The following is a 25526-nucleotide window of genomic DNA, read 5'->3' as shown; positions in this document are numbered from 1 at the left end:
ATTCTTGGAAAAGACTTATCAAAGGATTTAATAATGAATTTATCTTTAGATTACATTATCCTACAATTTCTTAACCAGTCTATTTCATAAATTTATTTATAAATTTACTTCTTCGTACAATTTCATTATAGTCTTAGCATTCACTTTCCAGGTATATTTATCTTCAAGCGCCATGCGTGCATTATATCCCAGCTTGAATCTCAAAGCAGAATCATCTGCCAATTTAAGGATATATTCTGCTAATTGAGCGGAATCGCCAGGTTCAATTAATAAACCATTTTCACCATGCTGAATGATTTCTGCTATCTGTCCCATATTTGAACTAATAATTGACTTTCCCATTGCCATATATTCAAATAATTTGATTGGAGAATTATAGAAACCAACATTTGCAAATTCATTCTTCAATATATATGGTGCCAAAAGTATGTCAGATGCAGCAAGGTAAAATTTAATATCTGCATGCTTGATCCTTCCTGAGAAAACAACATTTTTTGGTGCCACTTCAACTAAATCAATAACATTAGAATAATCACCTATTATCAAAAATTTAATGTTAGGATCTATAGCTTCAATCGAAGCTGCAGCTTTCAACAAAATATCAATCCCCTGCCATTCTTGTTCAAGAGAGCCCGAAAAACAAACAACTGTTTTATTCTTGAGACCATATTTATCTAGTATGTGATTTCCATCAATATTTGGATTGAAAATGTTCTCATCCGATCCATTCGGAACCACAACTACCTTTTCTTCATTTATTCCATAAGAAGAAACAATATAATTCTTTAAAACCGTTGAAACTACAATTACCCTGTCTGCTAATTTGAAAATGAACTTTTCCGAAAGCCCTTCTAATTTCCGTGAGATCGCTGAATGGTGGATACCCCTCTCATAACATATAGGAGCATTTACTTCCACAAAATATGGAATTTTGCAGATAGCTGCAACTGCTAATCCTCCTAAATTAAAATATGTTCTCCAGCTAACTTCTCTTTCATGAATGACATCAGGCTTTTCTTCTCTGATTATCGAGAAAAAATCTCTAAAGAACTTTAAGCTATAATATAAATGGGAAAATAAACCAAATCCTGGAACAGCACCTACATAATAGATTTTCTTTTGATTGCTAATATATGAAGTAGAGGATACATCTTTTTTGACAATAAAAACATCATTCCCATAGAAAGATATATTTCGAACAACATTATTGATGTGAATTGCATCACCTCTTGGCAGATCAAGAGACAATTGATAATTAATTAAATATGCTATTTTCATATAATCAAATCCAACTTATAATTTTACAATTACAAGAGCTTCATTCCCTTGAATATTAATTGCAGTTATGTTTATAGTTAAAAGCTGTAACTCTTCATCATATAAAAAGGAATTAATTATAACATTTTTATTTGATGAGATAACTTCTTTTGGACTTCGCGGAATTTTGATAGTAACATCTTGAGTCCCATATGTCTCCAAACAAAAGGAACATTCTTCTTTACCAAAAGTAAAGGAAAGAACGTTATAAGTGCCATTATTCAAAACAGCTATAGAAGGATAATCATTCGAAAACTTTAAATTTAATTTATGAATTCCCCGATTTAATGGGGGTAATATAATGTGAGCGTATCCCCTTTCTTCGTAATAACCAACTATCAAATTGTCATCGATTTGTGCATCAGAAATATGCATCCCTTTATCCAGACATATTTTCAGAAGCAAATTACCCACGAAACCATCATCATAATACATTTGTGGAACTGAAGAGGTATCTATTATGATGTAATTATTGTGTATGTCTAACTTAGCGTACTTACAATATATCCATTGAGAATTCAGTTGTTTTGTATTTTTTGGAATATATCGACTGCTTGATCCCTTGACAATATCAAACCATTGAATCCATTCCTCTGCAACTTGTCTATTAGATAAAGAATCTTCTGAATAGAAATTTCCAAAATGTGTCATAATTGAAGTAGTATTTACAAATTCTTCTGCAACTTTACCTACTGCATCATGAGGTATATTGCCCGAATCACGATGTAAAAGCAAAACCCTATCTAAAAGACCTTCTTTTGGAAGTAGGTTTGCAATTTTAAAAAAATCAGTTGTGGCGTATTTAATACCATATTCTGCCATCATGAAGCCAGTAGATTCATCACTTTTTGGGTTGAAATAATAAGCATTATGTGGTGGAATCATACTAATTGGAAAAGAAATATTGTACCCAGACGAAATTTCATAAAAGCACTTAAGATGTTCCTTCACAGCTTTTTTATTCCATGGTTTTAATCCACCTGCATCATACCATTCACCATAGTGTGCAAATGCATCTTTGTTTGGACCTCCCAGACCATCTGGAACCAATTCAGAATCCCAGTACATACGATGGTCAACACCATGCAAACCATATTCAATAAAAGCACTGTTGTTTTTAACTACATCCATTATTTGATCTTGAAAAGTAAATTCTGTACCGTTATCCCAATTATCTCCATCAATAGTTGTTGATGGATATTTAGCACAGCTATTATTTTTATCAAATTGAGCAATCATAAATGCACACATTAAACGAGTACCTACACTTTTCCCTATGAAAATAAGATTAAGATAATCATCTAAGATATGATCAGAATTGTCCATCCTCCAGCTTTTTTTTCTGCCTACATCATCAATTGTGATAGTCATTGGAAAAGGTATTATAATGTTCTTACCGTTGAAACCTGTTTTAAGAGAATGTGGAGACTTTCTTTTAAGGTTGAAACGAAGCACATATCTACAAATGTTACGTCTTAATTTTTTTACATAGATATTTAAGTAATTCATACTCCACCATTGAACAATAATAAATAATGTCACCATTAATTCATTTATATTTTAGCATCTTTACTAAAAAGCAATAACAAATGTTACTTTTAATAGGAAGCCTACCTTAAAGGTACCAAATTGAAATTTCTCCACTACTATATATATTATCAGCGTTATTTTCTGAGTAAGCAATAAGATCGGAAGCTCTAGGGCTATGAGACCAAACAATTTGTCCATAAGCACGGTCATTCTCAGCTACATAACTTATGTTATAATCAATAGGATTTTTCTGCATTCTGTTCAGATCTGCCCATAAATAATTACCAGGATCAGGACCTTCATACCCATTAAGCCAAAAATTATCAGAAGTTAACGGGAAACGCTTGAACTCTGAAACATTTGAGCCTATAAACCCGTAGATATGATCAATAACTGAAGACATAACTAAAAAATGTACGTGTTCTGAAACTGTAAATAACCTCATTCCTAACAAATCATCGTTTGAAATTGCTGATCCATTACAATAATTTTTCATCCATGTTCCAGTGATATACGTGTTCTCATCCATTTGCCTTCTAGAAAAACTATATTCGTGCAAGAACTGGAAATATCCTACAAAAATGGTACTGCTTATTAAGAAAAAAGCAAGCAATATGGCCGAATACTTTTTTTTAGGAATTGTCTTATAAGCATTATTTAGCCCAAGTATTGCAAAAGGAATAGCAATAACAGGAGCAAACATTTTCATATAAGTCAATTGAAAGATAAAGAAAGTAAGTAACACAAGCGATAGTAATAAAAATTTTTCAGTGAACTTTTTATTTGGTTTAAAAATCAAAGAAACTATACCACCAAATACAAAAATAATTGGGACACCGATATATCGAATATAATGAACATCAAAAAACATATATCGGGATTGTTCAACAAACTTTCCTGTGACAAAAGGAATCGAAAACATTAATATGAAACCAAATAAATAAATAACTGCATGAAACCTCTCGTCAATAAATACTGCACCTTTGTATTTACTGTACAAATTAAGAATTCTTAGTAAAGCATAACCTAAAAGAGGAGGTAGAAGGAAATAAAATAAATGATGTGTTACAAAAAGAAATAGACAAATAACTAATGTTAGAAAGATATATTTCTTGCTTATAAGAGATTTTACTAACATATAAAAAAAGAGTGGGCCAAATACTATTAATAGACCTCTAGTAGGTATTGTCCAAGTCGAATAACCAACTACAGACGGAGCAAAAGAAAAGGCAAACGCACATAATATTTTGTATAAATCGTCATCTGGATCAATAGCAAAGCCGATGAGGTAACCTGAAAAGATTCCAAGTAAGCCAACAGACATCCCATATAGTAAAATAACACTATTCATGCTCATATCTGTCATCTGATGAACACCAGATAACAGATATTGAAGAGTACTTGTATAGGAATACGGGTATAATCCAGGGACTGACAATGGATGAAGCCACCATTTAGCAGATCCAAATTCGGAAAGAGAATTTGTCATCAAATGGATGAAAAATGAATCAATACCTATTTCCAATGAAATTGCCTGAAGCCGAATAACTATGTTCAAAACTACAATCAAAAATAATAATAGAATTTTTTGCGACTTTGACATTATCATGCTTTTAACCTTCTTATCCTTCTAGCATAAGCTAACTTCCACTTGTTCCAAAAATACTTCTTTATTTCCTCATCCTTTATTTTTTCTTTAAACAAAATAAAACTCTTCAGGTAGCCTAATAAGAAAGCAAAACCAATATAATATGGATAAATAAAAGTACATATGACACTCTTACTAAAAACATGAATTGGATGGAAATTTAAATAATAACTGCTTTCTCCGTACTTTACATATCCATTCCAGTACCCTTCAGCATTGAAAACATCTCGTTTTTCAGTTGCTATATTATCTTCAAACCTTTTTGTACTCCATCCTTTAATCCTTGCTTTTGCTTTCAATACACTATCAAACGATTTGGAAATAGGTATGCCATTACAATCTTCAAAGCATGATTTTCTAATCAACATGTGTCCACCAGAAGGTTCATCGTTTGGTAGATGGTCAATGTAGACAAAACTATCCCCTCTTTTAAGTTGAAGTCCACCACTTGCAATACCTAAAGAAGAATCTTTTTCAAATTCATACAATAAATTTTCAAAAAATGTTTTTGGTAATGTCAGATCAGCATCTAAATTTCCAATGAAGTGATAAGTAACATTTTTGCTTTCACAATCAGAAATGGCATAATCAATACCATCTTGTACAACTTGAGCCAAATGTTGACCTAAGTCTCTTTTATAAGCATCATCTAGAAAAACATAGTGAATCCACTCATGATCAGCAGATGCTTTCTGGATGATTATTCTACTGTCGTCAGTACTTCCATCATCAACAATAACCCACATAAGTGGCGTTATTGTTTGTGATAATACTGAATCTATAAGCTGTATCAAATTATCTGCTTCATTTTTACATGCGGTATTTAAGATGTATTTTTCTAACATAGTTAACATAATAATAAATGATTTAACCTATTTAATGCATCGCTTTCAATCTATAGTATAATTTAATTCTTCATAATTTATGCATATAATCAACCATATACAACTCAAAGTTTTCCATAATCATTTAGGTATTAGTTCGTAATAAATCAACTAATTCGCTATATTGTTTAGCAACATATTCCCAATTAAACTCTTTATTAATTGATTCGTATGCTTTCAGTTTATAATTATTTGCCATATCTTTATTTTCATATAAGCTGATAATCCCATTTGCAATCATATTAGCATTATCATCGACAAGAGAACCATTTTCACCATCAGTTACTATTTCAGGAATGCCACCTACTTTCAATGAAACTACAGGAGTACCTACAGACATTGCCTCAAGAATAGTAAGAGGGCAGGCTTCTTGAAACGAAATATGAGCGTAAATATCGCTTAAAACAAAACATGGATAAACATTTTTTAACATGCCCGTCATAATAACATTGTCTTGTAATCCAAATAATTGAATTTGCTTTTCAACATTGTCTCTAAAGGGACCATCGCCTACAACAATCAATTTAGCATCACAATACTTGTTGCACACTATTCTAAAGGCTTCAATTAAAAGAATCAAACCTTCTACTTTAAATTTGTGTACAAAAAGACCTACCCAAGAAACAACGGGATAACTACTGTTTTGTAAATGCTTAGATTTAAACGCTTCTATCTCCTGAGAAGTGATATGTGGAATTGATGTACCGTTGCGAATAACTTTAGTAGGCTTCTTAAATTTGCCTAAAAGATTGTATTTGTCTAATGTATCTTTTGAAACAAATGTAATAGCATTGGATTGATTCAAAGCAGATGTAAATAACCAATTCTTTATCTTTGATGACAAAGACAATCTTTTGGAAATTAAAGGATCAGTATGGAATGTATGAATCAAAACTACCGAAGGATGCAGAAATTTATACACAAGGCAAGGCAAATATGTATACCACCAAGAATGAGAATGTAATATTTGTGGTTTCAATCTTTTAATTTTCCAAAAAGCATCCATTAAAAAAATGATTTTATTCCTACTGCCATATATATGTATACTACTCGAATCTGATTCACCCTCAAGTGAAATAACTTCAACTTCGGAACCATCAAATGATTCCAGTTGTCGAGTTAAATTTACGACACAACTGGTCACACCGCCAAGAACAGGTAGCCAATAGGGAGTGACAATAACCCACAAGTCATTTTTATTAAGAGACATAAACCATTTATTTCCATATTTTATTAAATGTGGTGACTTTTGTTAAAATCCCATCATCCTTAAAATTTCAAAACATTCTGCATACTTTGTCTGTATTTCATATCCCCTATGTTCTGCCCTTGCACGGATAGCATTCAAGAACGAATCCTCCCCATACTTAGCTACCTGACTTTGATGCTTTTTTAGCGATTGAATTTTTTTATCAAATGTAGAAGTTACATCAATATAATATTGATTTCTGAAACCTAAATAAGATCTACCGGATGGATACTCAGGCTCATACATATAAATATTTTTTACATACCTTGCAGCAGATATTACAGATTGAGTTGTACGAACATGATCTTGGTGAGTATCGTGATACCAATGAGTATATACTACATCTATTGAATAATCATCAATTACTTTATTGATGGCTTCAACAGATTCACCAGAATAAGGTACATTCTTTGTTTCAAATCCAAGATTTAACAAGTCAGCACCTAATATTTCAGCTGCATCCTTGGCTTCTTGTTCAGCTTCAAAAGAAGACCTCAATTCTGCTCCATCATAAGAAGTATATGAGGATTCAGCCATTATTAAAATAACCACCTTATCTCCTGCTTCTATGTGTTTTGCTACAGCTCCACCGCACCCTATTTCGACATCATCTGCATGAGCTCCAACTGCCAATACATTTCTTTTTTTGTTCATTTATTGATTCTCCTTAAGGAATTATACCTACATTGAAAAGCGCATCTATTGAAGACATATTAGATTCAAAGCCTTCAAAACGCTGAGGATAAATAGGATGATTGAAATTCTGGAAAACAACTTCGATATTTCCAAATATAGATGTGTCAAGGTAATTATAACCTCCTATTCCAGAAATATAGCAATCCCCACCTAAAGCACTCACAAGTTCAATTATTTTTTCAGAAGATGATGATTTGAATCCAAATTTACTTGCAAATACCAATTCGACATCAATATCAAATGCCTCAATTAAAAATTTAATTAACGACATATTAAAATCAATTAGTTTTTCATGTTTAGTATTATAGATTGAAAATAATTCATCTTCATATTCTGAGAAAAATGGACAATGTGAATAATTTGCATATATTTCTCTGTAATGAATTTCACTCCAACTGGCCGAATTATTCTGTTTATCATTATTTATGTCAATGTCAAAAATATATCCTGTTTTTTTTTTCACAGGAATACTTAACCATTTCCAGCCATCAAATGTTCTGATTTTATTCCTATGTTGAAAATCACGACGATTAAATTGAACATCATCATGAATAACAAAAATGTCTGAATTAGCCATTTTATCAAAGAAACCAAGGTATGGTAAATAATTAGGTTGATGAATAGATACAGTAGTCATGTGGGCTCCTAAATCGATTTATCTTATTTATGTGAACAATCATTAAAACTTTCCCTAAAAACATCTTGAATTAATTGAACCATAAATTTATTGACATCAATAGTATCATCTACCATATACTTCATTTTATTTTTCCATTCCACTGAATTTTGATAATCAGACAAAATCGAAATTGCCTTTTCTAATGCAAATTTCTGAGATTCAGAACCTCCAGAAAAATTATATAGCAAACCATATTGAGATTCCAATATGTCAGTGTAACCTCTCCTTGAAGTAGATACAAATATAGAGGGAACACCAAGCATTGCACATTCAGCTCCCATAGTAGCACTTTCACCCAAAAATAAAGTAGAATAAAACATCAAGTGATGCATTTTTTCATATGGAAGATTAAAGCAATAAGTCTCTAGTTCAGTGGGTAATTTGTCTTCAGACGAAATGATTACTTTACCATAATTGATTAATGAATTAATCAGATCAATCTTATTAGAAAAACCAGAATCATTTATATCATGACTCGCATTCCATGAAACAAACCTTACAAGAATAATGCATTCATTTTCTTTAATGTTGAGCTCCTGTAACACAGAAGAATCTGGTTCAAAGTAAGAGGTATGAAGATAGCATTGCTCGAAAAAACCTTTGAATTTAACATGTTTTTCGCCCAGATTGTCTTGATAAGAGGAAGGTGTTACAATCATTTTAGCAAATGGAAAAGTTATTTTATGAACAGCAGTTGCTATCTCAGTATCTTCAAAGATAATAAAAGGTTTTTTGAAGAGCCAGCTAACATAAGCGATATGTGGAATTGCACGACCCACAAAAATATCAGGTTTAAACCTTTTTGCAGACTTGAAAGTTAGATATACCCACCAAGGAATATATAAAAGTTTTCTGAGCAGTCCTTTTTGATTTTTTCCAATAACAATATAAGGAATATTGAATTTTGAAAGCAAGTAAAGAGTTATATCTTTGTCAACCGCAACTACCAAAACATCATTGCCTTCTGCAATTAAAGATTGCACTAGGTTTTTGAATATTAACACATGCTTTGGATGAGATACACCAATCATCAACCTCATATTCTAGATCCCTACTTAAATTTAGCTAATCATGAAAGAGTTATTCATTCTAACTGATTTTCATGCATAAATAACTTGTTCATCTCATTTTCTTGCAATTGAGCAATTTTTGTCCAATCATTTTTAGCTACATAAGCCATTCCTTTCTTTGCAAGATTGGCGTAATTTAGTGGATTGGAAAGAATATCAATAACAATCATAGCCATTGATTCAGCATCATAAATCGGTACTTTTTGAATGAAATCACCATAAAATTCATTATATGTATCCAGATTATATGCAACAATTGGTAATCCACATGCAAGAGCTTCATATATGACAATTGGCTGTGCTTCGTAGTAACTAGGGTAAAGAAAAACCCTTGACTTTTTCATTAATCTATATTTGATCTCCCCTTCAACCTGTCCCTTAAGAACAATGTGATTCCCCAAATTATTTTTATCAATTTCCAATTTAAGCTTATTAAAGTCAGGACCATTGCCTAAAATACACAACCTAGCTGTAGGATATTTCTTAATTACAGAAGACCAGATCTTGACTAAATCAAAAATACCCTTATTTGAAACGATTCTTCCGAGAAATACAGCATCATATTCTTTACTGGTGCTTTCTATAGAAAGAATGGAACTATAAGGAATGGCATTGTACATCAAACATATTTTATTTTCAGGTATTCCTTTAGAAATCATATATTGCTTAGTATCATTGTTAAATACATACATCAAATCAAAATATTTTTTTGCCAACGATACACAAAGGGTCCAATTCAAATATGAAACTTTTCGTCGCATATAACTCATTTTATCAAGATATTTTTTTCTTAAATATGGAGGCGTGGTATGAAAATACACAACCAGTTTAGAATTTTTGCGTTTAAAAAAAATTGCAGGAATCATATTTTGAGGTAAATAGTTTGGTGCAATAACTATATCGTATTTTCTTTTTAATTTGAGAGATAGTATTGAAGAAACAATAGTCCTTGAAACGTAGGCAATAAAAAAAAAACGAAAATTATCAAATGGTACAAAATAAGTCACTATTTTTTTCCTAGAAGAACTATTATGTGAAAGATGGTCTTTTGCTACGCCATAACCCGCATTTGAGATTAGATAATCTACGTTATGGGAATTTATCCAGCAATCAACTACCTCCACAATATGACGACTTCCTCCCCCAATTACTCCTAGAAGTGAATTAAATATAACTAAAACATTCATTTCATTTTTTGATTTCATTTTTCTCAATCCACTTGTACTTTTAGAACCTATTTAATAAACCTCTGCAAGAGAAAAACAAAGATGGTAAAACATCTTCAGTTGACAAGACATCATAATACAAATCATGTTCTTTGAATTTAATAAAATCCTTTATGAGCTCAGTACGACTCTTTGATTTCCTAAAGTAACCTGGAAAAGACCGGAGATCATTGAAAAGAGATCTTGTTTTGACACCCTCTTTGTACTTAAAAACAGGCTGAACATCCCCTTCAACTGCCATATCATATAGCAAATTAGGAAAATCTACTCCACTTGAAACCGCTTGATTTATTGACCCCCAAAAACGAGGGTTTACTTCAATCAAATAAGGCTTATTAGTTCTAGAATCCAATTTAAACTCAACCATTGCAAGTCCATGCCACCCCATGTGTTCTAGTAATTCACGAGATATTTTTTCCATTTTAGAATGTCTTACACTTGTCCTTAGAGTACTTGGACCACCAGTAACAGGATATTCTCTTAGTCTTTTGTGAACGAAGAAAGCTCTCAAATCTCCCTGATTGTACAAGCTTGATACACCATAACCATCACCAGGTATATATTCCTGCACTAAAGGATATTGATTAGGAGTCAGATTGAATTTTTCGATTGTTTCTTTGAAGTTAAAAACGAATTCTTCAGGCGTATGAGCATAGCTTATTCCAACGCTACTAGTAGTGTTTCTTAGCTTAATAACAAGTGGATATTCTGCAGATGAAGCGACATTTTTGAGTTCATCCATAGAGCTAATTTCGTATGAAATTGGAACAGGAAGACCCAAATCACCGGCGATCTTTGATAATTGTACCTTATCGTGTAACTGAAGCATTTGATCATAATCACTGAAGGGTACTTTGATATAAGGTGTAAATTTGTACTTAAACTTTGAAATTAATAAAGTATCAACACTATTAACAGGCATCAAGACATCTATTTTACCACTATTAACTACCTTCACAAGTTGTTTAATGTACTCTGCTGGAAAGTTTTTAGGAGAAGGAACCATCAAATAGTTATTAGAATATTTTGAATAAAAAGTAGGACAAAAGCGATTATAGCCTAGTGTAGTTACATCAATATCTCTTTTGCCCAAACTTCTAGTTACAACTAAGCATTTAGAACTAGCTGCATTTGTTACTATTGCACTCATGGTATTCACTACATTTATCTAATTAAATATTTAGCAGATGATTTAATTAACGAATTAAATCCTCCTTTTTTGTACTTACCAAGAACCTTACTATACGTTTTTGGTACAAAAGATGACTCAGAGCCATCGATAATCAATTGGTTTTTTGTTATTTTACTTTTAATATCATCTTCCTCTAAAATGAACATATCCTTTGGTAACAATGTCTTTACTTGACCAACCTCATAAGGAATATGAGCATCGCTTCCTGCAACAACAGGATAATTAAACATTCTTGCCAAGTTGATTGATTTTGAGTTTAACTCTTTGGAATTTCTTGCATTGACACTTTCTATTATATCAACATTATTAATAAGATCTTCTGGATTCGCAAGTTTATTTCTGTATGGATGGGGAAGTAAAATAACCCCATCCTGATCCCTTATGGAATCACACACTTCATGAAAATTAAATGTTCCAATCTCTTCTGATAAAAATAATCCTATCACTTCACCTTTGTCAGTCTGAATTTCAGACCCAACTATCACAGTAAGTTCTTCATCATTACCCAACATTTTTTTGGTTATAAGCCCTCCTTTGATAGTATTATGATCAGTAATTGCAAATCCCGATAAATTTCTCCTTTTAGCCATTTTAATAATTTTAACAGGATCACTATATGAATCGGGAGAATATTTTGTGTGTATATGAAAATCAAATAAATAATTGTTTTCAAACATAATACCCATTATTAGAAGTCATTATTGATTAAATGTATTTATCTGTCGATATTGCACGATTAATCTTTTACCAACATTTTTAATCTTTTGCGTAACTAGCTCTTTTGACCACCCTTTAATATCATTACACCACCTATTGGGATGAGACAATATACATATTTGAGATACTTTTTGCGATTTAATCAACTTTATCAAATCAGTTGTAGAGTTCACCGGTCCGAATTCATTTAATACTTGAGAATTAAACGAAGAATCCACAACATCTTTGACCCTGCTTGCAATGTTTCCCCAACTCCTACCAGTATCAGTCATGTAAAATATTTTTGAGTAATCTAGCGATAGATAAGGCTCAGCTATGAGACCATAGGATTCGAAATCATATTCATTCCAAATATCTTTATTCGACCAATGAGCAAAGGGATTACCATGCATACAAATAGTATCCACAACAACAAATTTCCTGAATTCATTTAATTCATTTTCAAAAATAGCGATACCTTTGCCATAGTCACCGTGTGATTTATCTAGTACCTCATAATGAAAACCAACCTCATGACCCATATCCTCAACCTTTTTCATGGCTTCTGGCACAAAAACATCCTTAGTATGCCTGAAATAATAAGTCGATGAAATATCGCAATTATACTCCAATTCAGCCATATCCAAAGCCCTTTTAATATCACGATCTACATCATGACGCAATATAATACATTTACCAGAAGATTTATAAGTATAGTCACGGACATTTTTACACGAATAGTTAGTTTCTTTGATACATTCTAGCAGTTGTAAATATGCATCTAAAGTAAAGTCACGAGTCATTTTTCTTACCCCCAATCTGATGAAGTATATTAAATAATAATATATTATCCTACATATTTAAACATTGCTAACTCTTCAATATTAAATAATTTGAAACATAATTAGCAATCGTTTTAATTTCCTTAAACTGCACACATAATAGAAACAATAAATAAAAAGATATACCGCTAATCATAGACACAATGAAAATAAAAATATCACTATACAAATAAATTAGTTCTTGTATTAAAATAACAAAAATGAACATTGCTATAGATCCCACAAAAGGGTAAACTAAAACCTTAAATATAGTTGCGTATGAACATAATAGTATTTTTTTAACTTGATTCAAACTAAAAAATAAAGATATCGTTGAAGAAATTGTTACAGCCAAACTCGTCCCAACAACACCGTATGCAATAGTAAGTGGATATATTAAAATCATAATAAAAAACAAATGTAAAATATTTATCATCGTAGATTTATGAGGAGTACCACTTGCCAAATATACAGAAGATGTTACCTTCGAAATTGATTGAGCCGAACCATAAATACACAATATTTGAATAAGAGGAACAGCAGGAAGCCATTTACTACCATAAAAAACATTAATAAATTGGTTTGAGACTACAATTATTCCAGCTGCAGAAGGAAAAATGAAAAATGAGAGATATTTCAGAGAGTTTAAAAATACTGATTTCATTTTATCCATATCATGCTGAAGTTTGGAAAAAACAGGGAACACCACTTGATAAATTACATGAGATATTTGTATTGTGAAAAAGCTTGCTACTGTTAGTGCTATTGAATAAAAACCTAATGTTTCAGCCCCTAATTCCCTTCCTATTACTACAACATCGAACACAGATGATAAAAAAGCAATCAACGACGTACCCAGTACATATTTACCATACTTTAAAAGTTCTACGGCAGTTTTTTTATCAAATTCTAATTTTGGCCTCCAATCAATAACATGCCAAACAATTATTAAACTTAATATTTCCAGGCTAATTCTTCCAATAACAAGGCTCCAAACTCCAAAACCTTGAATTGCCAATACAATAGATACAAGTGCATATCCCAATTTTGGGACTATCTGAGGATAAAGCAATTTTTTAAACTCAAGTTCTTTTGCTAGTAAAGTTGTTGGCAAATTTCCAAAAGACCATAAAATAAGAGATAATGACAATACTTTTATAATAAGGTCTAATCCATCACTCTTAAAAAAAAGAGCTACATATGGAGAAATTAAATAACATAATATATAGAAAAATACTGCTGCAAAAGGAAAAATGAAAAATGCAGTATTTTGTGCAATTGAATTATTATCTGATCTGTGAATTAATGCTGAACCTATGCCCAAATCACGAAATGTTTCAAAAAAATTGATGAAAACTAGAGCTAATGCAACGATTCCAAAATGAGAAGGGTCAAGAAGCCTTGCTAAAGATATGTTTGTTAGTAAATTTATTAGTTTTGAAAATATAGTAGATATAATTACCCACCAAATACCACTATAAGCTTTTTTCCTAAGAGACATAGTAATTGCTATCAATAATTATTAAGACATTTTCACAAACAATGAGAACAAAATCCCATATAGTAGTATAGTAATAGATATTTATCTTTTTAAAGATATTCCTACTTCAGTAGTTCGCTAATTTTCTCTCCCCTTTGCTTTTATCGCAATTATTCTACCTCAAACACTGCACAACTAACTGAATCTTCAACTTTCTTCTAAGCCATCCCCCAACAAACAGGATAAACCTATCAAACCTAAATTTGTCTTCATCGATAGTTATTGGACCTGGTTTTACTACTGTGAAATGCTTTTTATGGAGGCAGAGCCATGCATTTTTTAGCAGGAACGATATTAACGTAAAGAAGTACCTGAAAGTAACGTTTCTTGTTGACGTTTTTGGTTTTACGATATTTCGCATCCTGTACGATGATTCGATAGCAAACAGTTTTCTGTAGACTGTGCTAACCTTTCTGGGATCCCACTTAATACCATAAACTACAAAAACAAGGCTCTTACATCCATTTTTATCCCTTTTACCTTTCAGATACTTGACGTCAATAACAATATCTAACCGAACTTCTTTCTTCTGAGCATTCTTCATCTCATATTTAGCATATCTCACCTTTCTCCCAATAAGTAATTGCTTGATCTCTTTTCCCTTTCGTACTACATGTGTGATATGAGGAATTTCTTTGTTCTGTAAGAATTCAAACACATTAACTGAATAGAACTCCCTATATAAACAAAGGACCTTGATGCTGAAGTTTAGATACTTAGTTATATCTGTGAAATAGGTGAGATAATCAACTTTTGTTTTGTTCCTCTCAACAGGAAGGACAGCGATAGTGTATCTTTCGTTCTTGTTTATGATAGACAGGGAAACATACGAATAAAAAGAGTTTGTTGACTTTTTAGCCTGAATGCTTATCACATAGTTTTCATTGGACGAGTCTATTATTCCGTAATAAGGGTCATTGGTAAAATCGATAGCGAATTCATACTTTTTCTCAGGTCTCATATCACTTATTGGACCTTGAAGTAGAATACTTCTATTTACCTGGATAAGCTCTTCAAGATTTAGCTCTGTAGAAATCCTCATTTGCATAATAAGTACAACCTTGACATACCTGTCAAGGTTATGCACTAATAACTTGAATTTGATCTCTTTTGCTTGATTCCAGTACTTGTCGAATAAGAAAGAGCGATTACTCGCCCTCCCTCTTCTAAGAACCGTACGTGAAAATTTCTCTTCATACGGCTCAAGCATTCTATAACCCTTTAAGTATCAGGCAGTTGTTAGACTTTCCATGATATTTTGCTTCGACGCCACTAGTTTCTGTTTTCTCAGATAGCTTATTCTCCATTTAAAGTATTCTTTGTCTACATATGGGTTCTTATCCATTTTTATGCGTGGATGTCTTACAATCTTTGTATGTGCAAAAGATTTGAGTTTAAGCCCTTCTGTGGAGAATACCCATTTCCTTGACCCTACCCTATGCCAATATCTATCTACTATCCAGTGGTGTGATTTATCTGGATGCCGCCTTTTAGCCCACGTCCATAGCATATCCCATAATCTGGAATCAAGCTTACTGAACGTATTTTTAGAGACAACTGAACGGTGATATTCGCTCCATCCAGTGATAATAGGGTTGAGTTCCTTAATGAGAGAACTCTGAGACCGAGCTTTACCTTTCTTAATCACGTTGCTAATGCTTTTTGTGATATTCTCAATAGATTTGTTCGAGGGCTTGGTTAGAAGTTTACCATTATATTTCCGGAAATTCCATCCCAAGAAGTCAAATCCATCGTCTATGTGTGAAACAAGAGTTTTCTCACGAGATAGTTCTAAACCCCTATCTTTCAAGAATAGTCTGATAACCTCAGCAATATCTTTAGCCACTTCCTCTGAATCAGCAGTGACGATAAAGTCATCTGCGTATCTCACAAAATTGACTTTATGGGAATTATAACTTTTTTTGTTAATAGTTCCCTTCCTGTTTGTATGATATTTGCATGCTATTGCATTTTTCATACCGTCCAATGTGATGTTTGCCAGTACTGGAGATATTATTCCACCTTGAGCAGTACCTGCTTTGGTGGGATTCAGATGTCTATTATACACAAAACCAGCTTTAAGGAATTGCTTTAGTATTGACCGGTCCATAGGAATATTGTTCAAGAGCCATTCGTGATTTATATGATCAAAGCATCCTTTTATGTCGCCTTCCAAAATCCATTGAGCAGAGTTTCTTTTACTCAGACATGCGAACAATTGAGCTTCTGCATCTTTTGAACTTCGATATTTACGGAATCCAAATGATGTTCTGTCTGCTGTGGTTTCTGCTATTGGGCTTAAAGCAAAAGCATATAATGCCTGCATTGCTCTATCGTACATTGTAGGAATGCTTAATGGTCGTTTTTTCTTCTTTCCTTGTTTCTCAATATAGATTCTTCTCAATGGTTTAGCTTTGTAGCTCTTACCAGACAGTTCTAGAACGGCTTTCATCTTAGATTTGGATGTTGTCCATTTTTCTCCATCGATTCCAGCTGTTCTTTTACCTTTGTTCTGTGTTACTTTCTTTACTGCCAATAATTTGGCATGAAAAGAATTGGTAAGCAGGTATTGTAGTCGTTTAACTAAATGCCACTTCTTTTGTCTAACCGCTTTTACAATTCGGGCTTGCAGCTCATTAACGTTCCCTTCGACTGTTTTCCAGTCGATGTCCTCCCACTTGAATGGGATTGAATTGTCTGCAAGCCTCTCACCTGATGGTGTAGTCGAGTATCTTGCATTCATAAGTTTGCCTCCTTTCATGTAATAGAACACCTACGGTAAGTCTGCTCCCTTTCGGGACAAGGCAAATTTTGAACCTCTATGCACTCCATTACAGACTGCCATTTGCTTTCTACCGTTTCCTTTATCCCCTGTGCTATTGTTCATTCTCACGAATTAACTACCTTTTTTTTTTTTTTACAGGAGCACATGGGACTTACCAAGTTCTATAATATGAATAATCACGGAAACCTTAGAAGCCATCTATAGGCCGGGAATCTGTGTCCATTCTCCATAATGTGCAAAAAACCATTATGGCCTGATTCCATACCTTTTGGTCTAAGCGTATCATTCCATTTCGCTTATCAATCATAACGACCCTTACGATGATTTGCATTATACTCTTCATAGTTTCCTTATCCTAGCAGATAGTCAAGGATTGGAATTCCTTGCTTTCCACATTGTCCTGTGAGCTTAACACAATGATGTTACCATTCTATGCATCCCACAGTAGGATTATCCCGAATGGAAGGAATAGCTGTTAAGCAATTCATATTGTAACTTCTTGTCACACTTTTGCTCTGATTTCTTTCCCGTATTTTCTTTTCAGAACAGAAAACATCGTTTCTACCAGATTCCTGTTATGATACAATTCCTCATCAAATTCACATACCATTTTTCTACGGTATTTTCCTTTGATTTTCTTTCTTTTTCTCTGTCTTAGCAGAATCATAGCTATTGCTTGGAGGTTATCTTTTGCTAGCAAATGTATGTCTTCTGAATCGTATCTTTTATCCATCACGTAGTACTTCGATTTGCGAGTTTTATGGCATTATTTCAGTAATTTCATCGCATGCTTTGCATCATGCACAGGTTTACCTGGTATCTTAAAACCAGTAATGATGAATTTTCCAGTATCGATGGAAATACTAGTTTTCAAGAATGATCTACGCTTCTTTCCTGTCCTCCATGAATAATAGTAGCTACAATGGCCACTAGTAAACCCACTTGAATCAATAGCAGTAATTTCTATCATCTCTCCATGAGAATAAAACAGTTTTAGTGTTTGCTGCAACAATCCACTAAAATAGATTGAATTCAATCTTGTAATGAATTTATGAAGAGTAGTGAAATGTGTTACCTGTTTAAGTCTAATTCTCTCTTTGACTTTATCCATTAATTCTACAATTTCAACTATATCCCGATAATCCTCATTGATGTATTCTTTCAACAAAATCAATGTCAATAGCTGGTGTTGAGTGTATTTTCTTTTAGAATATTTACAACTATAAATCTGAAGATGTGAGTTTCCTGATACAGCTAGCGCTGTATCAACAAACTTTAAGTACTTATTAGGCAAAACACAATCATCCCCTTTTGTGTTTCTGTCGCAAGTAATACTCAGGGGATTTATCCTTTTTAAATTATGATGTCAAAATAAAATTGGAAGTAGGTTTTCTACAGAGCCCAAGATTTATTTTTTTAAGATGATGTCTTAAAGATGTTTCACAAGGAATCTCTTGGTAATATTTTGATGTGGAATGAACTGGACTATTGTCCACTGCCATGCATATGGCAGTGCAAAACAGGTCTTTACGGTCAAGTGAACCATTGATCTTGATGTTGATATGATTAGTAAGAGGTTTAGAACAGTTTCAATACATTGTTTTGGTCTCAATTCAACTCTAGGATTGGTCCTTGAATTGAATGCTATAAATGACATCGAGCGGCGTTTTCGCTGCATATTAATACTATCGCAGAGCATTGGTGAGGTTAAGTAGTCAAAATTAGCGAACTACTGTACTTATATGGTAATATCAGTAAAACAAAACTTAAATGATGACTCTTGCAGAATCAAAAACTGAGAAGCACAGCTTCTTCATGCATATAGAAGAGAGAATTATATAAAATAGTTTTATTGATTTAACATCCTGATAGTTATTTAAACCATTGAGATATATGAAATACAAGTTTTTATACACCCCAAAAAATAATCTCAACTTTATCCTAACAAAAATATTTTCATTCACACTCATCAGTAAAGTTATATTTATTTAAGGACCAGAGAAATAACTACATAAATGAAGGGTAAAAAATGAAAAATGAAAACAAAAACATAATAATTATTCTAATAGTACTTGCACTCTTCACAGGAGCTACAGTCGAGCTCAGTGAAGGATCCACAATTATGGGAATCATACTCTTTGTTCTGGCAGCACTACTGATATCCAGAATAGAAATAACAGGAACTGAAGGCATAAAAAGTTCTAGGAACTACTTCCTGATAGGTGGGTTCATCGTAGCTGCCGACCTCGTATATAACTTTATCAACAAGAGCAACATAGGCACTCTCGACTCAATAGTATTCTTTGTAGGAGCATCACTTATTGCAATGGGAACGAATAAGAAAGACATAAAGCAGCTTGGAGAATTCGGGTTCTACATTTCTTCTATTTTCACAGCCTTGTACCTGATATTCTATTCAGCCTTTGGCCTCTTAAAGATTGATTTCCTGCATATCTTCGACCATTATTTTGTGCTTATGCCAACAGTTTCCATCATAAAATACTTTGGCATCCCTGTAGAAATTATATCAACTGAGACTGTAATCCTATACGGAGCCGAACCCATGACTATTGTCATTGGCGGACCATGCTCAGGCCTTTACTCTATGTTCTTGCTCATAGGCATAGTTGCAGGATATTCAAGGATTGAAAGAATGGATATCAGTCAATCTTTAAGGCTTCTTGGACTGGCAGTATTGGTCGCATACCTTGCAAATCTTGTTAGGGTAATAATACTATACATTACAGCGTACCTTTATGGTATGGATGTGATGATGATTGTCCACACACATATAGGATGGATTATCTTCGCCCTGACCGCAGGCGGTATAATGTACATCATGAACAAGAAGAAATGAAAAACATATGAAGAACGATCAGCGTTCTATCAACCTTTTTTTGAATATTCGCCTGGTTACAAAAATAGTAACTGTCAGGCCACCCATATATACAAAAGTGATACCGAATACAAGAAGGAACTTGAAATCCTTCAGTATAAATGTAATGGCTACAATGATACCAAAAAGAACCACAGCGTAGGAAATAAAGCTGAACATCAGTGCTTTTTGCCAGTCCGCAAGACTTGTGTAAAGATAATTTATCTCAGAGAACATGATAGTACCTCAATTCAGTATATCTACTCCGTCAACGGCCTTTAAGCGCTGCCGAAGATCCAGTTTTGCCTCAAATAAAGATAGATGGATATCATAAAGTGAATTCACCTTAACAGGATTCATTGCAAAAAGATGAACATGACCGGGATTGAAATATTCAACAGAATTCAGATTAATGTCGTTATACACCCTTTTCAGGGCTGAAGCAAGATACTGTTTGCTTCCCAGTGTCCTGACAGCCACTATATCTGAATGTAAAGTTGAATCCACCGATCCAATGTATACGATCAGAGCAGCAGGGAGCATTACCAGACCCATTGCGACAAACCGTATGAACTTGGGTACAGGATCTCCCTCCTGCCCGAAACCTCCAAGCATGGACATCCACATGGCGACCGTGGAGAAAGAAGCAATGATACCTGCAACAAAGGCCACAAAAGTGTTATGGGACACATTTCCCTCGGAGATACGTGCCATCTCACGTGCGAGCATAGCCTCCAATTCATCATTATTTAAAAGTTCCAGAAGTCCATAGGACATTACAATGTCATATTTTTTTTTGGAACCTACTGTAAAGACAATTGGAGTCGATGAATCAAATATATGACTCTTTGGGCATTCTATAGAAAACTTTTCTGAAAGTTCATTCAATATATAGTGTAAATCTGAATATTCTGTGGGAGACATATATTCACATCCGTACCACCTCATGATTAATTTGGAAGCTGAAAGATAGATTTGCCTGCTTAACACATAAATAACAAGCAAGCTTACTAACCCAGCCATGGAACCTCCAAGATAGAATATCAGAGAGACTATGGGCAGAAAGACTATGAAAAACAGAAAATATATCCATACCTTATTTTTAATAGAGAACCCTCTTTGTATTTTACTTTAGTTTATTTGAAATGTACCTGTATTAAGAAGCTGTAATATAATAGAACCCTATACTTATATATTTTAGCAAATAATTACACTAAATTCATAAATAATTCATTATATATTAATCACCCACAAGGAACTCGTGACCAGATGCTCGGCCCCAATAAATACACATATACCCAGGATCTTAAACTATTATTAGTAGCATCGTTACTATCAATCATATTCATCCTCTTCCCCCCATTTAACGAGATAGCACTAATAAGGATACTCTTTGCTTTATTGATCATATTTTTCATACCAGGATATGCCTTCATGTCAGCCCTGTTCCCGAGTAACAAAGAGATATCCGAAATAGAGCGATTCACCCTGAGCGTTGGTTTCAGTATTATGATAATGGTCTTCGATGGTTTTATCGTCAGCCTTACAGAATGGAAATTCAGACCAAATTCAATAACAATATCACTTGTGATTCTTACAGTTATCTTTGTACTTCTGACATATCTTTCCAGAAAACGCCTTCCTGAAGATGAACAATTCAGCTTTTCATACAGTGCCTTTATCCAGTCACTGAATTCAGATGAGGAGATCCATGCAGAAGTTGAAGAGACTAAGCATCAAAACACAGAAATTGATAAAAGATTCTCTGCAAGCAATAGAAAAAAGATATCTTCAGTGCGTAAAAAGAACCGTGCGACTCCAACTGAGCTCAATACAAAAAAAATAGCCCCGGAGATCACAAAAGCCCTTATGATCGCAATGGTGCTTTCCATAATTATTGCAGGCGCCATGTTCGCCTATGCAAAGGCAACCCGGGAAAAAGAAACATTCACAGCACTTTACATCCTTGGCCCGGATGGAAAAGCTGAGAACTATCCTGAGAATATTTCCACATCAAATCCCCTCCACATAATAGCAGGTATAGAAAACTACGAACATGCTGATGTGAACTACATACTACAAGCAAAACTGGATGGCATCGTACTGGATGAGATTGAAGTAACCCTTAGACACGAAGATAAGTGGGAACAGGAACTTGTGCTAACCCCAACAAAATTCAAGCAGGAAAGACAGAAACTTGAGTTTGCCCTGTACAAAGATGAAGTTGGAAATTTCGCATACAGATCAGCACATCTCTGGGTGACTCAGATGATAAGTACTGAGGTCGTTGAAACTACAAATTCTGCAACCATCGATTTCATACAACTTAGTAACCCAGATATGGAAACGGATGAAGGATGGACATTTATTTCAAGCAACGAGACATCAGTAACAGGACATTACCTGAACGAGTCTGGAATCAATTCATCCAAGGCATTTGTGATCAATAGCACCTTTGAAGGAAACATGGGACAATGGGGTTATGACCAGTATAACCTTCAGCAGGAGATCTACAGTAACAGAACACAGGATGTACTGCTTTCCGCTTACATGAAGGACAACTATGCAAAGGGAACTCCGGATAAAGAAGAGTCACAATACAAGAGAGTATTGCTCAATGATGTGATAGTATGGTCAGAAGGAATAAACGGTGACGAAGGATGGCAGCATCTGATGCTACCTGTTACAATACAGGAAGGTAAAAATACAATCTCATTTGTTTTAGCACAGAACCGTAATTTGGACCTTAAAACGATTGAATTTGCTATTGATGAAGTAAGTTTCATGCCACTGTCAGCTTTATCCCCATACGTCAAAGATGATAACACTGTAGAATTTGACCTTCCGATATCCAAAGTGCTCACCTTAGTCCCAAGTGTTGGCAATAATAAATTTACAGTAAGTTGGAACGGAACCGATGAAGGTTCAGGTATTTATTACTATGACATAGATTACAGCACAGACGGCACGAACTGGAATAGGTGGATTAGTAAAACTACAGCAATTTCCGCAGAGTTTGAAGGAAAACAAGGTGAAACATATTACTTCAGATCAAAAGCAGTTGACAACGCCCTGAATGAAGAAATGGAACATGCAGTATCCGACACAAGTACAAAAGTTGACATCACTGCACCAACAATCGAACTCGACATCACGCCAAACCCCACCAGTGATACCACATACCTAACTGTGACATCAAGCAAGCCTTTGATGGAAATGGAATGTAAGATAATACCATGGACATTTGGCAATTCTGAGTCCTTAAAGCTTGCAACAACAGACAACATAATATGGACTACTAAATACACTGTAAAATTGCAGGATAATTACAATATAGAAGTCACTGCAAAGGACTATGCCAATAATACAGCCTATACATTTGGAAGCTTATACACCGATGAATCACTGGAAGAACTAACAATAGACATCAATCCTGAAAAAACATCAGATGATGTAGAAATTACCATTACTTCCTCTACGGCCCTTAAGGAAGAACCAACTGTGATAGTACAAGATAGATATGGCTATAAACTGGATGTGACCTTTGAAGGTTCATCAGATAATGAATATACATACACAGCCACAACAGAGGATAAGGATCTGGATTATAGTATACGTGATGGCACAGCACGGGTTAAAACTACTGCAAAAACAGTGGATTCCCTAAGCTTGTATGAAGAAGAGACATTCATCATTGACAGGGTCGACCCGACCATTAAAAGTTTAAGCCCCGATGATGGCGAAACAGTGAATACAGGCAATCCATCTATCAGGGCTTCTTACTCAGATGATCGTGCAGGCATTGATAAAACGAAAATAGCTTTTCAGGTAAATGGAGTTGATGTAACTGATGATGCCGAAATAGATTACAGTTCTATTACCTACAATGCTGTAGGATTAGAGAATGGTGCGGTAGATGTCCGCCTGAGTGTCACCGATCAGGCCGGAAATACTGCTGTGGAAACATGGACATTTTATGTATCAACATAACAGACCACGCACCTCATAATGAGGATCATAATGTCATCGCAGCGTTTTTACAAATGTATAAATAAGAGTGAGACAATAAGGAACTTTAATTAGTAATAATCCTAATTAAAAAAGGTGGTACGAAAATGAAGAAAATTATATTGGTATTGCTAGTAGCAATAAGCATGATGGGTGTTGCAGCTGCAAACCCCTACACCGCAGACATATTTAATGCAGCAGGAACAGCACCAGTTGGAGACCTTGCACTGAAGCCAGGGGACAGCATAACCCTTAGTTACAGAATGACAGATATAAGTCCTGTAGAACAAGGCCTTGTTCTTCCATATGTGACACAAGTAGCTGTCGTATCAGGCACTGGAGCAGCAAGTGACATAACAATAACCACACCTGCTAATGTAGTAGTTCCGCTTGCAACATCATACACAGATGTAGGCGTAATAACAGTGTCACTCAATGCTAATGCACCACTACACACAATATACAGAATAAGCATTGGTGCAGGCCCAGTACTTGCCAGCACAGAAATAGATTCAGCATCAAGATACGTAGAATCAATACCAGAATTCCCAACAATTGCACTCCCAGTAGCTGCAATCCTTGGTCTTGCATTCTTCATGCAGCGCCGCAAGGAAGAGTAAGTTAATCAACTTACTCCAATACTTTTTTTATTCTTGTTTTTAACTTGTTTTTAACTGCTCGAGTACAAGTAGTTAAGACATTTTGTTACAGAAGATAGTTACTTCATACTATATATGCAAAAAAAAAGAATGCATCCAATAACAATAAAAGTTGTTAGGAGTGGAAATATGAAGAAACTACCATTACTTATCGCATTGATTGCACTGTTTGTAGGAACAGCATCTGCAACCCCATATACCGCAGACATATGGGACGCAACAGGAACTGCAGCCATAGGTGATTTGACACTTAAACCAGGCGACAGTATAACCCTCAGTTACAGAATGACAGCCATCAGCTCCGTAGAACAAGGCCTTGTACTCCCATACGCGACACAAGTAGCTGTTATATCAGGCCCAGGAGCAACAACTGATATAAACATAACTACACCTGCTAATGTAACAGTACCGCTTGCAACATCATACACAGATGTAGGCGTAATAACAGTGTCACTCAATGCTAGTGCACCAGTAGGAACAATCTACAGAATAAGCATTGGTGCAGGCCCAGTACTTGCCAGTACAGAAATAGATTCAGCATCAAGATATGTAGAATCAATCTCAGAATTCCCAACTATTGCGCTTCCAGTAGCTGCAATTCTCGGTCTTGCATTCTTCATGCAGCGCCGCAAAGAAGAGTAAGTTAACTAA

Annotated in this window: 20 protein-coding genes and 3 pseudogenes; 4 read left to right on the top strand and 19 right to left on the bottom strand. The window is 34.2% G+C overall.

The genetic code is table 11. From position 1 onward, the window contains the following. Window positions 1–96: 96 nt before the first annotated feature. From WN948_RS13685 to WN948_RS13605, 17 genes and pseudogenes are all read right to left on the bottom strand, one after another. Window positions 97–1278, bottom strand: coding sequence for a glycosyltransferase family 4 protein (locus WN948_RS13685; protein ID WP_342304735.1), 1182 nt, complete (start codon window positions 1276–1278; stop codon window positions 97–99). Window positions 1279–1293: 15 nt separating this feature from the next. Further along, complete coding sequence (locus WN948_RS13680; RefSeq protein WP_342304734.1) at window positions 1294–2826, bottom strand: hypothetical protein; 1533 nt, start codon at window positions 2824–2826, stop codon at window positions 1294–1296. Between the two features lie 106 nt (window positions 2827–2932). After that, a complete protein-coding gene (locus tag WN948_RS13675) occupies window positions 2933–4456 on the bottom strand; it encodes a hypothetical protein (protein ID WP_342304733.1) in 1524 nt (507 codons plus the stop codon). Next, window positions 4453–5340, bottom strand: a complete 888-nt coding sequence (locus tag WN948_RS13670) for a glycosyltransferase family 2 protein (RefSeq protein ID WP_342304732.1) — start codon at window positions 5338–5340, stop codon at window positions 4453–4455. The genes WN948_RS13675 and WN948_RS13670 overlap by 4 nt, the downstream gene beginning before the upstream one ends. Before the next feature lie 124 nt (window positions 5341–5464). Continuing rightward, entirely contained in the window at window positions 5465–6589 is a 1125-nt protein-coding gene (locus tag WN948_RS13665; protein ID WP_342304731.1) for a glycosyltransferase family 4 protein, read from the bottom strand. 42 nt (window positions 6590–6631) lie between these two features. Next, on the bottom strand, window positions 6632–7282 hold the full coding sequence (locus WN948_RS13660; protein ID WP_342304730.1) for a PIG-L family deacetylase: 651 nt from the start codon (window positions 7280–7282) through the stop codon (window positions 6632–6634). A 13-nt stretch (window positions 7283–7295) separates the two neighbouring features. Continuing rightward, entirely contained in the window at window positions 7296–7961 is a 666-nt protein-coding gene (locus tag WN948_RS13655) for a WbqC family protein (RefSeq protein ID WP_342304729.1), read from the bottom strand. 23 nt (window positions 7962–7984) lie between these two features. After that, window positions 7985–9034: a DUF354 domain-containing protein gene (locus WN948_RS13650; protein ID WP_342304728.1), complete on the bottom strand. Its 1050-nt coding sequence runs from the start codon at window positions 9032–9034 to the stop codon at window positions 7985–7987. Window positions 9035–9087: 53 nt separating this feature from the next. Then, the gene (locus tag WN948_RS13645; protein WP_342304726.1) at window positions 9088–10278 is read right to left on the bottom strand and encodes a glycosyltransferase family 4 protein; all 1191 of its coding nucleotides are present in this window, start codon (window positions 10276–10278) and stop codon (window positions 9088–9090) included. 22 nt (window positions 10279–10300) lie between these two features. Continuing rightward, the gene (locus WN948_RS13640; protein WP_342304725.1) at window positions 10301–11449 is read right to left on the bottom strand and encodes an ATP-grasp domain-containing protein; all 1149 of its coding nucleotides are present in this window, start codon (window positions 11447–11449) and stop codon (window positions 10301–10303) included. A 14-nt stretch (window positions 11450–11463) separates the two neighbouring features. After that, a complete protein-coding gene (locus WN948_RS13635) occupies window positions 11464–12168 on the bottom strand; it encodes a PHP domain-containing protein (protein ID WP_342304724.1) in 705 nt (234 codons plus the stop codon). Window positions 12169–12189: 21 nt separating this feature from the next. Next, window positions 12190–12990: a hypothetical protein gene (locus tag WN948_RS13630; protein WP_342304723.1), complete on the bottom strand. Its 801-nt coding sequence runs from the start codon at window positions 12988–12990 to the stop codon at window positions 12190–12192. Between the two features lie 67 nt (window positions 12991–13057). After that, window positions 13058–14509, bottom strand: a complete 1452-nt coding sequence (locus WN948_RS13625; protein WP_342304722.1) for a lipopolysaccharide biosynthesis protein — start codon at window positions 14507–14509, stop codon at window positions 13058–13060. 154 nt (window positions 14510–14663) lie between these two features. After that, window positions 14664–15563, bottom strand: a pseudogene (locus WN948_RS13620) (ISH3 family transposase); the annotation flags it as partial. Window positions 15564–15572: 9 nt separating this feature from the next. Then, window positions 15573–15677 (bottom strand): annotated as a pseudogene (locus tag WN948_RS13615) (IS5/IS1182 family transposase); the annotation flags it as partial. A gap of 99 nt (window positions 15678–15776) precedes the next feature. Further along, window positions 15777–17309, bottom strand: coding sequence for a group II intron reverse transcriptase/maturase (ltrA, locus tag WN948_RS13610; RefSeq protein WP_342304721.1), 1533 nt, complete (start codon window positions 17307–17309; stop codon window positions 15777–15779). A 532-nt stretch (window positions 17310–17841) separates the two neighbouring features. Next, a pseudogene (locus tag WN948_RS13605) lies at window positions 17842–18627 on the bottom strand (IS5 family transposase); the annotation flags it as partial. Window positions 18628–19362: 735 nt separating this feature from the next. Here WN948_RS13605 and artC point away from each other — a divergent pair. Further along, window positions 19363–20190: an archaeosortase C gene (gene artC, locus WN948_RS13600; RefSeq protein WP_342304720.1), complete on the top strand. Its 828-nt coding sequence runs from the start codon at window positions 19363–19365 to the stop codon at window positions 20188–20190. Window positions 20191–20208: 18 nt separating this feature from the next. Here artC and WN948_RS13595 read toward each other — a convergent pair whose 3' ends face one another. Continuing rightward, on the bottom strand, window positions 20209–20445 hold the full coding sequence (locus WN948_RS13595; protein ID WP_342304719.1) for a hypothetical protein: 237 nt from the start codon (window positions 20443–20445) through the stop codon (window positions 20209–20211). Window positions 20446–20454: 9 nt separating this feature from the next. After that, window positions 20455–21231 carry a M48 family metalloprotease gene (locus tag WN948_RS13590; protein ID WP_342304718.1) on the bottom strand — a complete coding sequence of 259 codons (777 nt, stop codon included), beginning with the start codon at window positions 21229–21231 and terminating at the stop codon, window positions 20455–20457. Between the two features lie 246 nt (window positions 21232–21477). Between WN948_RS13590 and WN948_RS13585 the strand changes: the two genes are divergently transcribed. From WN948_RS13585 to WN948_RS13575, 3 genes are all read left to right on the top strand, one after another. Next, complete coding sequence (locus WN948_RS13585) at window positions 21478–24198, top strand: DUF1616 domain-containing protein (protein WP_342304717.1); 2721 nt, start codon at window positions 21478–21480, stop codon at window positions 24196–24198. Window positions 24199–24323: 125 nt separating this feature from the next. Next, window positions 24324–24836 carry a PEF-CTERM sorting domain-containing protein gene (locus WN948_RS13580; RefSeq protein WP_342304715.1) on the top strand — a complete coding sequence of 171 codons (513 nt, stop codon included), beginning with the start codon at window positions 24324–24326 and terminating at the stop codon, window positions 24834–24836. A gap of 168 nt (window positions 24837–25004) precedes the next feature. Next, window positions 25005–25517, top strand: a complete 513-nt coding sequence (locus WN948_RS13575; protein ID WP_342304714.1) for a PEF-CTERM sorting domain-containing protein — start codon at window positions 25005–25007, stop codon at window positions 25515–25517. Window positions 25518–25526 lie beyond the last annotated feature (9 nt).

The sequence above is a fragment of the Methanolobus sp. ZRKC5 genome, assembly GCF_038446525.1.
GTDB lineage: Archaea > Halobacteriota > Methanosarcinia > Methanosarcinales > Methanosarcinaceae > Methanolobus.
This window is presented reverse-complemented; position numbering and strand designations above follow the sequence as displayed.

Bases quoted from the DNA above. Each gene is read 5' to 3' on its own strand.
- WN948_RS13685 (WP_342304735.1), bottom strand. From the start codon at position 1,278: ATGAAAATAGCATATTTAATTAATTATCAATTGTCTCTTGATCTGCCA.
- WN948_RS13680 (WP_342304734.1), bottom strand. From the start codon at position 2,826: ATGAATTACTTAAATATCTATGTAAAAAAATTAAGACGTAACATTTGT.
- WN948_RS13675 (WP_342304733.1), bottom strand. From the start codon at position 4,456: ATGATAATGTCAAAGTCGCAAAAAATTCTATTATTATTTTTGATTGTA.
- WN948_RS13670 (WP_342304732.1), bottom strand. From the start codon at position 5,340: ATGTTAGAAAAATACATCTTAAATACCGCATGTAAAAATGAAGCAGAT.
- WN948_RS13665 (WP_342304731.1), bottom strand. From the start codon at position 6,589: ATGTCTCTTAATAAAAATGACTTGTGGGTTATTGTCACTCCCTATTGG.
- WN948_RS13660 (WP_342304730.1), bottom strand. From the start codon at position 7,282: ATGAACAAAAAAAGAAATGTATTGGCAGTTGGAGCTCATGCAGATGAT.
- WN948_RS13655 (WP_342304729.1), bottom strand. From the start codon at position 7,961: ATGACTACTGTATCTATTCATCAACCTAATTATTTACCATACCTTGGT.
- WN948_RS13650 (WP_342304728.1), bottom strand. From the start codon at position 9,034: ATGATTGGTGTATCTCATCCAAAGCATGTGTTAATATTCAAAAACCTA.
- WN948_RS13645 (WP_342304726.1), bottom strand. From the start codon at position 10,278: ATGAAATCAAAAAATGAAATGAATGTTTTAGTTATATTTAATTCACTT.
- WN948_RS13640 (WP_342304725.1), bottom strand. From the start codon at position 11,449: ATGAGTGCAATAGTAACAAATGCAGCTAGTTCTAAATGCTTAGTTGTA.
- WN948_RS13635 (WP_342304724.1), bottom strand. From the start codon at position 12,168: ATGTTTGAAAACAATTATTTATTTGATTTTCATATACACACAAAATAT.
- WN948_RS13630 (WP_342304723.1), bottom strand. From the start codon at position 12,990: ATGACTCGTGACTTTACTTTAGATGCATATTTACAACTGCTAGAATGT.
- WN948_RS13625 (WP_342304722.1), bottom strand. From the start codon at position 14,509: ATGTCTCTTAGGAAAAAAGCTTATAGTGGTATTTGGTGGGTAATTATA.
- ltrA (WP_342304721.1), bottom strand. From the start codon at position 17,309: ATGAAAGGAGGCAAACTTATGAATGCAAGATACTCGACTACACCATCA.
- artC (WP_342304720.1), top strand. From the start codon at position 19,363: ATGAAAAATGAAAACAAAAACATAATAATTATTCTAATAGTACTTGCA.
- WN948_RS13595 (WP_342304719.1), bottom strand. From the start codon at position 20,445: ATGTTCTCTGAGATAAATTATCTTTACACAAGTCTTGCGGACTGGCAA.
- WN948_RS13590 (WP_342304718.1), bottom strand. From the start codon at position 21,231: ATGGCTGGGTTAGTAAGCTTGCTTGTTATTTATGTGTTAAGCAGGCAA.
- WN948_RS13585 (WP_342304717.1), top strand. From the start codon at position 21,478: ATGCTCGGCCCCAATAAATACACATATACCCAGGATCTTAAACTATTA.
- WN948_RS13580 (WP_342304715.1), top strand. From the start codon at position 24,324: ATGAAGAAAATTATATTGGTATTGCTAGTAGCAATAAGCATGATGGGT.
- WN948_RS13575 (WP_342304714.1), top strand. From the start codon at position 25,005: ATGAAGAAACTACCATTACTTATCGCATTGATTGCACTGTTTGTAGGA.